This window comes from Rheinheimera sp. (assembly GCF_036568245.1).
In the GTDB taxonomy this organism is placed as follows: domain Bacteria; phylum Pseudomonadota; class Gammaproteobacteria; order Enterobacterales; family Alteromonadaceae; genus Alishewanella.
Genome location: NZ_DATCSY010000091.1, coordinates 1 through 12158, shown reverse-complemented (window position 1 = coordinate 12158; position 12158 = coordinate 1). Strand labels below are relative to the sequence as shown.

General features: G+C 50.0%; 12 protein-coding genes, 1 pseudogene and 1 riboswitch. Of the genes and pseudogenes, 5 read left to right on the top strand and 8 right to left on the bottom strand.

Annotation, left to right across the window (positions count from 1 at the left end):
* Positions 1–148 precede the first annotated feature (148 nt).
* From VIN66_RS03995 to VIN66_RS03980, 4 genes are all read right to left on the bottom strand, one after another.
* Positions 149–337 (bottom strand): YnbE family lipoprotein, encoded by a 189-nt coding sequence (locus VIN66_RS03995; RefSeq protein WP_206109578.1) that lies wholly within the window; start codon positions 335–337, stop codon positions 149–151.
* 12 nt (positions 338–349) lie between these two features.
* Positions 350–2929, bottom strand: coding sequence for a YdbH domain-containing protein (locus VIN66_RS03990; protein ID WP_331922788.1), 2580 nt, complete (start codon positions 2927–2929; stop codon positions 350–352).
* Between the two features lie 180 nt (positions 2930–3109).
* Entirely contained in the window at positions 3110–4816 is a 1707-nt protein-coding gene (locus VIN66_RS03985; protein ID WP_331922787.1) for a M28 family metallopeptidase, read from the bottom strand.
* 118 nt (positions 4817–4934) lie between these two features.
* Positions 4935–5531: a hypothetical protein gene (locus VIN66_RS03980; RefSeq protein ID WP_331922786.1), complete on the bottom strand. Its 597-nt coding sequence runs from the start codon at positions 5529–5531 to the stop codon at positions 4935–4937.
* A gap of 97 nt (positions 5532–5628) precedes the next feature.
* On the opposite strand from VIN66_RS03980, the gene VIN66_RS03975 reads away from it, so the two are divergent.
* Both VIN66_RS03975 and lysC read left to right on the top strand, forming a co-directional pair.
* Positions 5629–5898 carry a DUF3081 family protein gene (locus VIN66_RS03975; RefSeq protein WP_331922785.1) on the top strand — a complete coding sequence of 90 codons (270 nt, stop codon included), beginning with the start codon at positions 5629–5631 and terminating at the stop codon, positions 5896–5898.
* A gap of 177 nt (positions 5899–6075) precedes the next feature.
* Positions 6076–6248, top strand: a riboswitch (Lysine riboswitch).
* 106 nt (positions 6249–6354) lie between these two features.
* A complete protein-coding gene (lysC, locus tag VIN66_RS03970; protein WP_331922784.1) occupies positions 6355–7704 on the top strand; it encodes a lysine-sensitive aspartokinase 3 in 1350 nt (449 codons plus the stop codon).
* 54 nt (positions 7705–7758) lie between these two features.
* Here the strand turns inward: lysC and queC are convergent, their stop codons facing one another.
* Complete coding sequence (gene queC / locus VIN66_RS03965; RefSeq protein ID WP_331922783.1) at positions 7759–8415, bottom strand: 7-cyano-7-deazaguanine synthase QueC; 657 nt, start codon at positions 8413–8415, stop codon at positions 7759–7761.
* A 113-nt stretch (positions 8416–8528) separates the two neighbouring features.
* On the opposite strand from queC, the gene queE reads away from it, so the two are divergent.
* Complete coding sequence (gene queE / locus VIN66_RS03960; protein ID WP_331922782.1) at positions 8529–9194, top strand: 7-carboxy-7-deazaguanine synthase QueE; 666 nt, start codon at positions 8529–8531, stop codon at positions 9192–9194.
* Positions 9195–9608 (top strand): hypothetical protein, encoded by a 414-nt coding sequence (locus tag VIN66_RS03955; protein ID WP_331922781.1) that lies wholly within the window; start codon positions 9195–9197, stop codon positions 9606–9608.
* On the opposite strand, the gene VIN66_RS03950 is transcribed toward VIN66_RS03955, so the two are convergent.
* Entirely contained in the window at positions 9596–10174 is a 579-nt protein-coding gene (locus VIN66_RS03950; RefSeq protein WP_331922780.1) for an LON peptidase substrate-binding domain-containing protein, read from the bottom strand. The two genes, VIN66_RS03955 and VIN66_RS03950, sit on opposite strands and share 13 nt — an antisense overlap.
* 76 nt (positions 10175–10250) lie before the next feature.
* Here VIN66_RS03950 and VIN66_RS03945 point away from each other — a divergent pair, with 76 nt between their 5' ends.
* Positions 10251–11441 carry a DNA recombination protein RmuC gene (locus tag VIN66_RS03945; protein ID WP_331922779.1) on the top strand — a complete coding sequence of 397 codons (1191 nt, stop codon included), beginning with the start codon at positions 10251–10253 and terminating at the stop codon, positions 11439–11441.
* Between the two features lie 72 nt (positions 11442–11513).
* On the opposite strand, the gene VIN66_RS03940 is transcribed toward VIN66_RS03945, so the two are convergent.
* Complete coding sequence (locus tag VIN66_RS03940; RefSeq protein WP_331922778.1) at positions 11514–11933, bottom strand: DUF2069 domain-containing protein; 420 nt, start codon at positions 11931–11933, stop codon at positions 11514–11516.
* A gap of 2 nt (positions 11934–11935) precedes the next feature.
* Positions 11936–12158 (bottom strand): annotated as a pseudogene (locus VIN66_RS03935) (transcriptional regulator); the annotation flags it as partial.

The window sequence follows — 12158 nt, the reverse complement described above, 5'->3', positions numbered from 1 at the left end:
CTGCTCGCCAACCAGTCCCTGCGCTTTGGCCTGACCCAGTGCCGCCATCGCCTGTTGTAAGTTCATTGCCAGTACCGGCAGGCTGACAGCAAATAAAGCTGGTAACAGCAACATTTTCAGTATGCTTAAAGATTTCATTTTATGCTCCTTAAAATAACCCACTGTCGTCGCTGAATAGCTCATCGAGCTGCTTATCGACTTTGATATATATTTCGTGCTGAATTTTCACGTTCAGATTAATGTTTATCGGCTCGGCTGGCATCGCAACCTGCACTTTGGGGGTGCAGGCTGCCAGGCTCAGCAGGAGCAATATGGTGCTGCTCAGTTGCTTAATCATTGTGGTGCTCCGTTAGCGCTTACCGGCGCTTTGCTGTTGAAGACGTTGTTGTACCCGCTGTTTTATTTTGTCACTGATTTGGCTGCTAAGTTGCAAACTGGTGATGAGCGCCGGAATATCTTCCTCCAGATTAATATTCAGATTAATCGGCCGTCCGGCTTCCAATGCCGGGTTGTTACCATGTAGCTTCAATGCCAGCAATAGCTTGCCGTTAGTATCGTAGCTAACATTGCTCGACAGTACTGAGTAATGAAAATCATCCAGCGCATTTAACATTACTTTCATTCCCGGGTTGGTTGCCGCCATGTTTTGGGCTGCAGGCGGGCGGTACTGCAGCAGGCCACCGGGGCTTTCGGCCGCGATATAACCATCTTCTACACTGGCGCCACTGCGGCTGAACAACAGTGGAATAGTGCCTGAGATAAGGCCGTTACCGCTTAAGTCTGTCGTAGGGTGTTGCTGTAGCAATTTCGTCAGATCAATACGCTCAACTTGCAGTGTAAGCTGCTGTTGCTGCAACGCCAGATCCAGCACAGTGGGCTTAACGGTAACCTGGCCGCCCATCAGCATTAATTGCAGCTGCGTGATATCAAGTTTACCGGCACTGAGTGTATTGGCCGGTGCGCTATATCCGGCTGTCAGTTTAAGAGGGCCCGCCACCACACCATGCTGGATTTCCGCCAGCACAGCACCACTGGTGTTAAGCGAAACGGTATCGCCCTGATATTTAAGCTGTAGGGGTAAATTCAGATCTTTAAACAGGCTACGATCATAAATGCCGCTGACACCTGACAGCATGATGTCGGCCTGTGCTGAGATGGCATCAGCCATCGTAATGCTGCCGTTTGCCGCTATACGGCCGCGGTTAAACTCTAACAGGGCTGGCCAGTCAGTAAAGCTGGCCTGAAACGGGTTGCCGGCCAGTAAAAAGGCATCGTCCAGCTGCCAGTTAAGCGTTAAGGCACCGGTCTGATAATCGAGCTGGTGGCTAAGCCCGAGGCTGGCATTGTTAGTCAGTTTACCTTCGGCTTTAAGCCGCAGGTTATCAGCGTTGCTGCCTTGCACCGTGCCTTCAAGTTTGCCTTGCCACTGCCAGCTTTGTGCTTTTAATGCCGGATGTTTAAGCTCACCGGCGTTGGCCTGCAGGCCGGCGTTAATTGTCAGCTTTGAAAAAGTACTGTCACCGGTTAACCGTGATGCTGCTAACGCGATGTTGATATCGCTGGCAGCAAAATCTGTTGCCTGCAGCTTTGCTGCGCTTACCTGGCTATTCTGTAAGTCCAGCTGCCAGCTATCTGCAAGCCAGTAAGCATTAAACTGGCTTTGCAGTTGCAGCTGTTGCAAGGTGATATCAGCCGTTGGGGTTGACTGCTGTTGCGACAAGGTCAGCCGGCCGTTTTTTAAACCGGCGCTAACTGGCGGTGTCAGATTGACGACTGCATCGGTACTGAATGCTAGCTGGCTGGCGCCGCTGGTACGGATATCCAGCTTTAGTGGCAGTGCCGTCAGTTGCGGTTGGCGGCTGTCATCGGTTGATACATCCAGATAAAGGGTATCGGCCGCTATGCCTAATTCGCTAAGTTGGGCGGGGATTTGCGGCTGTTGCAATGTCAGCTTACTGTTTAGCTGATAATGGCTAAGTTCTCCGTCTTTAAAGCCAACGGCTGCCGTAGCTTGGCCTTGTAACAACCCCAGCTGTGGTACTGTCAGCGGGGAGGGTAAATCGGCATTAAGCTGCCAGTTGCCCGTTATTTGCTGGCTTACGCTGGCAAGGTCTGTTTTATCCGGCAGCGCAAATGACCATTCACTGACAATACGCACCGGCGCAGTAAATTGCGCCACAGCATCCGGCGGTAATTGCAGTTTCCAGGCCTTTGCCTGCTCTAGCAGCCAGGGTGAGGGAGGGGCCAGGTTCAGCTCGACAGCGCCCTGTGCCATCAGCGTGTGTTGCTGTAACAAACTCTGGCGTAAACTCAGCGCCAGGCTGTCATCGAGCATCAGCTGCAAGTTCAATAGCGGCAAGTTCTGTATGGCTTCATAGCTGCCGTTTAGTGTCAGGCGCTGTTGAGTGGGGGCTGTCGCATCATAGCCGGTCAGCGCAAAACGCAGTTTTTGCTGCTGTAGCGTTGTTTGGCCACTTAACAGGTAATGGCAGGAGGTATCGCCACAGGGCAGTGACAGCTCAAGTTGCAGCAGCTCGATTCTGGCTGGCAACGCAGCAGGAAGCTGCCAGTTCTGCGGCAGGGTAAAGGGCGCTTTTTCGTCAGTTGCTGCGCCGCTTTCCGGCTGTGGCCATTGCGACAGCCTGACATTGGCAGAGCCAAGCCTGATCTCCTGCAACTGCGGGTTTAAGCCGTCAGTAAAAGCCCAGGCCAGCGATATATCCGCAAGATTAATGTGCACCGACGCTTGTTCAAGCTCAAAACTGATACTGCCAAAGCGCAGCTGATGCAGACTCAGGGCACCAATATCAAATTGCAGATTTTGCACCGGTAACGCCGCCAGCTGCTTTTGCAGGTACCAGTAGACGCCTGCCGTTAATAGCAGTAATAAAGCTAAGCCTGTAAGCAGCGTTTTGTGCCACCAGCGCATAGAGTGTCCTTTCGGTTGATAGGCTGACATTAAGCCGAACTCACTGAATAGATTATGAATATATCAGGCTTGCTAAGTCGCTGCCATTCGCGCTGCAGTGATGCGGGCAGTAAGTGGAAAAAGCGCGGTATAAAAAAGGGCAGCGGTTGCTGCCCTTAGTCTGAGGTGCGGTAGGAAAAATCAGTTACGCTGTGCGGCAGACGCATCGCGCAGGGCGCGAAACTCATTGCCTTCATTCCAGTTCGGCCAGCTACGGCTGTTTGCCAGCTCGTTACCTACCTGATAAAACAAAAACAGATCCTGCTGGGCGCCACGCAAATCCCAGTTGTCATCGTATTCGTCATTTACTTTGTGGTAGCAGCATTTGTTAAACTCAGCACGCTGTGCTTTACCCCAATCGGCACCTTTCTCAAAATGATCGTTACCGCCTTTAGCATATAAAATAGGCACGCCTTTTTTCGACAGGTTGAAATGGTCTGAGCGATAGGCAATACCGGCTTCAGGGTTATGTTCACGCACGGCATAACGGCCTTGTTGCTTGGTGTATTTGATCAGAATGTCTTCTGCGTTGTTATTACCAAGACCAACGATAACCATATCTTTCATCGGGCCATAGACGTTCATCACATCCATATTAATACCAACGACGGTTTTCTCCAGCGGGAACACCGGGTTTGCTGCATACCAGGCAGAGCCCAGCAAGCCACGCTCTTCCGCGGTCACGGCAACAAATACCACTGAGCGCTCAGGCTGTGGCTGCTGTGTGAAGTATTCCGCCAGCGCCAGCAAGCCACCGGTGCCGGAGGCATTATCCTGGGCGCCGTTAAAGACTTTGTTAGTCGGGTTGGAGAAGTCCATCCCCAGGTGGTCCCAGTGTGCCATGTACAGCACGTATTCGTCCGGATACTTACTGCCTTCGATATAACCGACAACATTGCTCGATGTCAGCTCACGCAGATTATTTTTCACGCTGATTGAGGCTTTGGTATTCAGAGGTACCGGGGCAAAGTCTTTTTCCAGCGCTTTTTTATGCATGGTGGCCAGGTCTGTGCCGATATTGGCAAACAGCTTTTCTGCCGACTCTGTGGTGATCCAGCCTTCCACTTTAGCTAAATCTGCGTTTTTGTTCTCATTGATTAAATCAAACTTAATCGGTGAGCCGTGCGCTACTACGCCCCAACCATAGCTGGCGGCATCAGTTTCGTGAATAATCAGCGCCATAGCGGCACCCTGGCGCGCGGCTTCCTCATACTTATAAGTCCAGCGGCCGTAGTACGTCATGGCATTGCCGTTAAACAACTCAGGATCCTGCGTAGCAAAGCCCGGGTCATTAACAAACATCACCACGGTTTTGCCTTTGACATCCAGGCCTTCGTAGTCATTCCAGCCATATTCCGGTGCGACGATACCATAGCCGACAAACACCATATCGCTGTCTTTCACTTCTACCTGTTCAGTCACTTGCTTGGTCCAGGCCGTCATTTCGTCACGATAAGCAAACTGGGCCGGCACATTCTCACCACTCAGTGTCATGGCAGACACTTCTTTCGGGTCAATTTGTACCAGAGACACCGGCTGTTTATAGCTGTCTCCGTCGATGGCTTTAAGGCCAATACGGCGGAAATTGTCTTCCAGATAGGCCACTGTCAGCTCTTCGCCTTTTGTTGCTGGTGCGCGGCCCTGAAACTCATCAGATGACAATGTTTTGATGTACTCTCCCAGGCGTGGGTTCACTTCGGTCAGCGTTAAGGCTGGCTGAGTGTCGTTGGCCTGAGCCTTTGCCGGTGCTGCCGTTCTAACCTCGGTTGCCGGTTCTGAACACGCGGCTAGCACACCGGCTGCTGCCAGCATAGTAGCAAGTCGGGTAAACCTGGATAGGGTAGTCATAGTTACTCCATATTGTTATCGTTATAAAGCCCGCTGTTGGCGAGCCTGATATAAAAGCCATTTATCTTAGCGTACCGTAAAAGTACTGACCAGTTTGCTGACCGCCCACAATTGGCGGTTAATCCTGATATCCCCAGGGGACAGGTGGCAAAGTAACCGGTTTGGTTAAATCAAAATCTACCCTGAATTCACGGCCTTCGCGGATCATGCGGTAGCTGAAGGTATGCGGGTAAATATACATTTGCCAGATATTACTGTTTGACTGCGGGTTACCTAAGCGGGCAAACAGCTCTTTGGAATACTGATCAGCCGGAAAGCTTTGTACATTGGCCCAGCCACCATCAACGGTGTGGCCGCCATACATCGTCGATTTATCATAGTCGCCATTTTTTTGCCGGTGATCATGCTTTAAGCTAAGGCCAGAGCCGGTTTTAGTGATAATCCAGGTGCGGGAATGATCATCACCGACATGAAACGGGATCTGCAACTGGTTGTCAGTGCACTTACGCACATGCATGATTAAAGGCCCGTTAAAACCCTCGCTTGCTGGGGTGTCGACGCTGATCTTCCCGGCAAAAGCTTTGCCGCAAAGGGCTGAAAGGTTGTTAAAGTAGGCATCCTGGCTGGCAATTGACACCAGAGGCGCGTCTTTAACAATTTGTGCCTGAGCGCACAGGCTAAGCGCCAACGCGCAGCCGTACATAAGCTTGTGCATTTATATTTCTCCTTTTATTTGCGCCGGACTATAACCTTTGTCAGTGTCCGGTGCAAAGCAGTGCTATGCTGGCGACAACTAACCCGGGAGTAACATCATGCAAAATGAACTGGATGCGAAGTTTTTACTGAATGTGTTTGGCAAAGTAGAGAAACACGGCACGCCCGTTAACAATGAGCTGGGGGCCGGTTTTGAACTGGATGGTATAACTGTTAACTCTGGCTTTGATGGTTATGAAGTTTACTTTAGTAACGGCAAGGTACAGTTAACACTGGGCTTTCACCATAAATGGCACAGCGAGGCCGCCAATGAAGCCGATATGGATGCTTTTGTGGCACAGCTAAAAAAAATTAACCTTAACTACTGATTTATTTCATTGATGCTAAGGATTTGTTCAGATTAAACCGCTACCATAACGGCGCAAATATAAGCGCTGGCAGACATGATAACGGTTAACATCTGAAAAAGTTCTGTTTAGACGGCTAAAAGGCTATTGCCTGATGAAGTAAAACAGGTTAAGGTGTTGCCCGTCAATCATATCTGATAGACCAGAAGAGGTGCGTTAGCCAGGTAACTCAGGACAGATGTCTATACATCGTAGCCTGAATGAGGGGGACTAACGCCGAGAAAAGTGTTGTTATAGAGCATCACTTTTCGGTCGCTAGGGCTGAATCCTTACGACTGTCACCTGAATTTCGGTGGAGAGCTTCTGGCCTTTGTTAACTACAGTTTACAGAAATTACAGAAGTTGTCTGTTCCATTCTCGTTTTGCTGTTAGCAAATGCCATGCTCTGCTTATTATGTTTTATAAGGAGAGGCACCCTTGTCCAAACTTATCGTTGCAAAATTCGGCGGCACCAGTGTCGCAGACTTCGAAGCTATGTCGCGTTGCGCTGACATTATTCAGGCTGATCCGGCCATTCGTTTAGTGGTTGTCAGCGCCAGCTCTGGTGTTACTAATTTACTGGTAGACATTATCAAACATGCAGATGTAGCCGAGCGCTTCGCCTGCTATCAGGGTATTGAACGCATCACGTTGGCGGTATTAAACCGGCTTGATAACCCGCAGCAGGTTGCGCCTGAGATTGAAATGATTTTATCCGCCCTGCGCGAGCTGATCGAAAACGGCGCGGTGTACAGCGGTGCCCATAAAGATGAAATACAGTCGTTCGGTGAGCGGTTAAGCTCAGTGCTATTTGCGCAGGTGCTGCGCGAGCGCAGTGCGTCAGCATTGTGCTTCGATGCCCGCCGCGTGATGCGTACCGACAGCCGTTTTGGTAAAGGCGAGCCGCAAATTAACCAGATAAGCGAGTTGTGTGCAGTGCACCTGCAGCCATTACTGGCCGACAATATCGTGGTAACACAAGGCTTTATCGGTGCCGATGAAATCGGCCAGACCACCACACTGGGTCGCGGCGGCTCTGATTACAGCGCGGCGTTATTTGGCGAAGCACTCAGTGCCTCTGTCGTGCAAATCTGGACTGATGTTGTGGGCATTTTTACCACCGACCCGCGTTTAACCGAGCAGGCGCGTTGTATTAAAGAAATCAGTTTCGATGAAGCGGCAGAAATGGCCACTTTCGGTGCCAAGGTACTGCATCCGGCGACGTTAATACCGGCAATGCGGTGTAATATCGGTGTCTTTGTCGGCTCCAGCCGCGAACCAGAGGCAGGTGGTACCTGGATAGCCAAAGATGTGAAAGAGCGCCCGCCGTACCGTGCAATTGCACTTCGAAAATCACAGACGTTAATCACGGTTAAAAGCCCTGCCATGTTGCATGCTGCCGGCTTTTTAACCCGGGTGTTTGATATTTTAAGCCGGCATCAGATCTCGGTCGATTTGGTTACCACATCAGAAATCAGTGTGGCACTCACCTTAGATGAAGGCGGCATGACCAGCGCGTTCAATGTCTCTGTCGAGCCTGCACTGAGTGAACTGCGCAGCTTTTGTGAAGTGTCAGTAGAGCAGGGGCTGAGCCTGGTGGCTGTAATTGGTAATCATCTGCACAGCAGTAAAGGCATTACCGGTGATTTATTCAACACACTTGAACGTATCAATATGCGGCTGATTTGCCACGGCGCGTCCAAGCACAACCTGTGCTTTTTAGTGCAGGACGCTGACGCACCGGGTGTGGTGAAGCAATTGCACCAGAATCTGTTCAGCGCAGCGTAGCCAAAGCAGAAAAGTAAAAGCCCCGATTAATCGGGGCTTTTACTTGGTTAAGCTTTACTCGTATGGCAGGGGGTCTGTCGTATGATTCAGTGTAAAGGCTTCTAAGCGCTCCTGGCAGGAGCCACACTTGCCACAGGCCTTTTCCCGGCCGTTATAACAGGTCCAGGTCTTACTGTAGTCAAGCCCCATCTCTAAGCCATCAGCAAGGATTTCAATTTTAGTTTGCGCCAGATAAGGGCTGACAATATCTACCGGCTCATAGTTGGCGATCTGACAGACATCATGCATTTTCTGCACAAATTCAGGCCGGCAATCCGGGTAGATAAAATGATCACCGCTGTGGGCGCCATAATAAACCTGACTGGCACCAAGCGATACCGCATAGCCCACCGCTAATGACAGTAAAATCATATTACGGTTAGGCACAACGGTAGATTTCATGTTGTCTGCAGCGTAGTGGCCTTCCGGGATGTCAATATTGTCGGTTAACGAAGACCCGGCCAGCAGCTGATTGATGGCTGAAATATCCACAATTTTATGATTAATTCCCAGTTCCCGACATACCTCGGCGGCGCACTGCAATTCTTTTACATGACGCTGACCATAGTTAAAGGACAAAGCATACACGTCATGTCCGGCCTGAATCGCTTTGTGTAATACAGTGAACGAATCCATTCCACCAGAATAAATCACGACAACTTTGTTCGGCATCGCAGGCCCTCTCTTGTATAATACAGCTCAAATTCAGCAACATCGCCGCTCTGATTACGGCGGGGCGCGCATTGTACAGTAAATCGGTCACAGGCTAAAGGGTAAAGCACAGAGTGTATAAAGTTAACGAAGTCTTTGAAACCATACAGGGTGAGGGCAGCTTTACCGGTGCTGCGGCTATTTTTGTCCGCTTGCAGGGGTGTCCGGTCGGCTGCAGCTGGTGTGATACCAAACATACCTGGGAGATAAAAGATACTCTGCGTCAGCCACTTGGCGATATCGTGATTAAAACCGCGGAAACCGAGCATTGGGCAGAGGTAACCCCCACTGAATTACTGGCATTATTTGCTGCCGAAGGCTATCAGGCCAAACATGTGGTTATTACCGGTGGTGAGCCTTGCATGTATGACCTTCAGCCGCTGTGTAACTTATTGCACGAAAATGGCTACAGTACGCAGATTGAAACCAGTGGTACCTTTGACATCAAGGTGCCAGCCGCTACGTGGGTGACAGTGTCGCCAAAAGTAAATATGGCCGGTGGCTATAAAGTGCTGCAAAGTGCGCTGGACCGGGCAAATGAGATTAAGCATCCGGTCGCGATGGAAAAACATGTTGATGAACTGTTGCAGTTATTGCAACGAACAGATACAACCGCTAAGCTGATTTACCTGCAGCCCATCAGTCAACAGCGCAGGGCGACAGAGTTAGCCATAGCCATGTGTAAACGACATAACTTTCGCTTAAGTGTGCAGGTTCATAAGTATCTGGGGATCAGTTAAATGCAAGCAGTAGCCGATTTTTTTCAGCAATACGCTCAAGCTTATATCAACAGCGAACTGGAGAGTTTTGGCCAGCTGATATCGTTACCCAGTATGCTGCTTGCCGGGGACAACAAAACCTTACTGACCGACACAGAAAGCCTGCGAGGCTATGTGCTGTGCCGCGTGGAGAAGTACCGCGAGCTGGGAGTGGAAAATGCAGATTTTGTCTTGCAGCATCAACTAAGGTTATCTGAACAGTTGCAGTTCGCCAGCCTTTATTGGCGTTTCTATGACAGCAGCAACAAAGTATTGTTTACCTGCCATACTTCTTACACCTTGCAGCGCTGCGGTGAGAAGTGGCAGGTAGTAGCGATTATACTTGACGACGAAGATGCGGCTTATCAGCGTATGCTGAAAAATCAGGTGTTATAGCTCAGCCAGGCTTGCAGGCTGTCCAGGCAGGGTGACGGACTGTTTTGCAGCGCCAGCTGCTGTTTAAGCGCCGGTTGCATCGGTATCAGCTCCAGATAACGCGAAGCCAGCCAACTGGCATCATTGTAGTTTGGTTTGGGGTACAGCTGTTGCAATGCAGGGTGCTGCTGCAGTAATTTTTCCAGCTGGTGGATAAGGGGTTTGTATTCCGGTTCGATATCCAGCACTGGCCAGTTATCTAATGCCGTCACGTCGGCGACCTGCAAATTATCGGCCTCCTGCCAGCGTTTAACGATCAAGACTTTCTCTATACCACTGATAGTGATACCAAGCAGGCCATCATCCAACTGTTCAAAATCTTCAATCTTTACCCGTGTTGCCAGACTTAATATCCTATCTGCATGTGTCTGACTAACGTAAGGGTTGATTTGCGCAATGGCAAAATCACGTTTACCCGAACTGGCCTCGCTGACCAGACGCACATAGCGCGGCTCGAACACGCGCAGACGCATGCGTCCCTCGGGTAAGATAAAACTGTTAAGCGGAAATAATGCCAGTTGCTTCATTGTCGTGTTAATAACGTTGTATAGTGCCTAGTTGTACGAAGAGCGAAAGCTACTGGTTTACCGTTACAGGAATTTTATGTCGACCGAATACTGGTTTTATCTGTTTGCAGGCTTATTAACGCTGAACGTTATGCTGCTGCTGGTTGTGCTGTTAAAGCGTAACAATGTGAGTTTGCAGTTGGCGCAATTTAAACTCGAACAAGCACAGCAGCAGGCAAAACAGCAGCAACATCTGCTGGAGCAATTGCACCAGCAGCGGCAGCAATTACAGCAACAGCAGCAGGAGCATCTGCTACAAGTACTGCAGAAAATCACTGATACGCAGCAATCCGCCAGGTTTGAGCTGAGTAAAAACCTGCAGCAACAGGCGATAATGCTGGCAGAACAGGTGAAACAGCTAACAGTCAGTATTGATCAGCGCCTGAAAGATATTGCCGGGCAGGTAGAAAAACGGCTGAGCGATGGTTTTGAAAAAACCAATCAGACATTTACCGATATTGTTAAGCGACTGGCACTGATTGATGATGCGCAGAAAAAAATCACCGAGCTGTCAGGCAATGTTGTCAGTTTACAGGAGGTGCTGGCAGATAAACGTTCGCGCGGGGCCTTTGGTGAGGTGCAGCTTACCGCGCTAATCCGCAATGTTCTGCCGGAGCAACATTTTTCACTGCAGCATACACTGAGTAATGGCCGCATAGCCGACTGTATGCTGTTTTTACCCAAACCCAGTGGTGATATTGCTATCGATGCCAAGTTTCCGCTGGAGAGCTATAAAAAAATGACCGATCCTGCCGCTGGCGCAGAAGAGCGCAAGCTGGCGCAGCGCCAATTCAAGCAGGATGTGAAAAAGCATATCAACGATATTGCTGACAAGTACATTATTGCTAACGAGACGGCAGATGGCGCCATTATGTTTTTGCCGGCTGAAGCAGTGTTTGCTGAACTGCATGCTTATCATGCCGATATTGTAGAAGAGGCTTACCGGCGCAGGGTATGGCTAACGTCACCTACAACATTAATGGCGGTACTGACGACAGCCCGAAGTGTGCTTAAAGACGATGCAACGCGCCGGCAAATACATCTTATTCAGGAGCATCTGGTGAAACTGGCTGAAGACTTTTCCCGCTTCCGTGGGCGGTTTGACAATCTGGCTAAACATATTGACCAGGCCTCGGCAGATGTTAAACAAATCCATACCTCTGCGCATAAAATAAGCAGCCGGTTTGAACAAATCGAAAAAGTAGAATGGCTGGAAGAAAAAGATTAGCCTTTGTCATTAGCATGAAAAACCAGCAGCCCTTGTGCGTCGTGAAAGGGCTGCTGGTTTGTTTGTGACGGCTTAACGGCGCGGGTCATCTTTTAGTTTCGGGATTTTCAGGCCCAATTCCTGGCCGCGATAGCGGGCGTAATAGGTGCAGCCAATAAACATTATGCTGGCCAGAATAAGCTCCAGCAGCGATAACCCCCACTGCATTCCGCTGCTTACCCACAGGTTGGTCAAACTGTGCAGAAAGTAAATCATCACAATAAAGTTAGCCCAGGCCATAGTATAAGCATGGCCTTTTACGATGCCGTACAGCGGTAACCACAATGGCAGCCAGAGCAGGGCGAGTAACACATAGGCATTCCCCAGCTGAGGGGGCGCCAGCCACATAATCCACAGCGGCTGTAATAACCACAGGCCCCAAAAACCTAACCGGCCAAGCTGCAGATACTTGCGGCTTTGGGCGGATAACGGAACAGTACTACCAGATTGCATCGTCAATCCTTGTGTTGCTTAAGTTGCTGGCTGAGTGTCGCAAGCCGCTTACCAAAGGCAATGGCCAAGCGTTGTTCTTCTACACTGAGCTTGTTGTCAGCCTGATGGCCGCTAACGTGTGTCGGGCCGTAGGGCGTGCCACCAGTTTTAGTCTGGTGTAATTCAGGTTCACTGTACGGCACACCGGTTAATAACATGCCGTGATGCAGCAGTGGCAGGCTCATG

Excerpts from the sequence above, each read along its gene's own strand:
- queC (WP_331922783.1), bottom strand. The coding sequence starts at position 8,415 with ATGCCGAACAAAGTTGTCGTGATTTATTCTGGTGGAATGGATTCGTTC.
- VIN66_RS03990 (WP_331922788.1), bottom strand. The coding sequence starts at position 2,929 with ATGCGCTGGTGGCACAAAACGCTGCTTACAGGCTTAGCTTTATTACTG.
- VIN66_RS03950 (WP_331922780.1), bottom strand. The coding sequence starts at position 10,174 with ATGAAGCAACTGGCATTATTTCCGCTTAACAGTTTTATCTTACCCGAG.
- VIN66_RS03980 (WP_331922786.1), bottom strand. The coding sequence starts at position 5,531 with ATGCACAAGCTTATGTACGGCTGCGCGTTGGCGCTTAGCCTGTGCGCT.
- VIN66_RS03940 (WP_331922778.1), bottom strand. The coding sequence starts at position 11,933 with ATGCAATCTGGTAGTACTGTTCCGTTATCCGCCCAAAGCCGCAAGTAT.
- VIN66_RS03975 (WP_331922785.1), top strand. The coding sequence starts at position 5,629 with ATGCAAAATGAACTGGATGCGAAGTTTTTACTGAATGTGTTTGGCAAA.
- VIN66_RS03995 (WP_206109578.1), bottom strand. The coding sequence starts at position 337 with ATGATTAAGCAACTGAGCAGCACCATATTGCTCCTGCTGAGCCTGGCA.
- VIN66_RS03945 (WP_331922779.1), top strand. The coding sequence starts at position 10,251 with ATGTCGACCGAATACTGGTTTTATCTGTTTGCAGGCTTATTAACGCTG.
- VIN66_RS03985 (WP_331922787.1), bottom strand. The coding sequence starts at position 4,816 with ATGACTACCCTATCCAGGTTTACCCGACTTGCTACTATGCTGGCAGCA.
- VIN66_RS03955 (WP_331922781.1), top strand. The coding sequence starts at position 9,195 with ATGCAAGCAGTAGCCGATTTTTTTCAGCAATACGCTCAAGCTTATATC.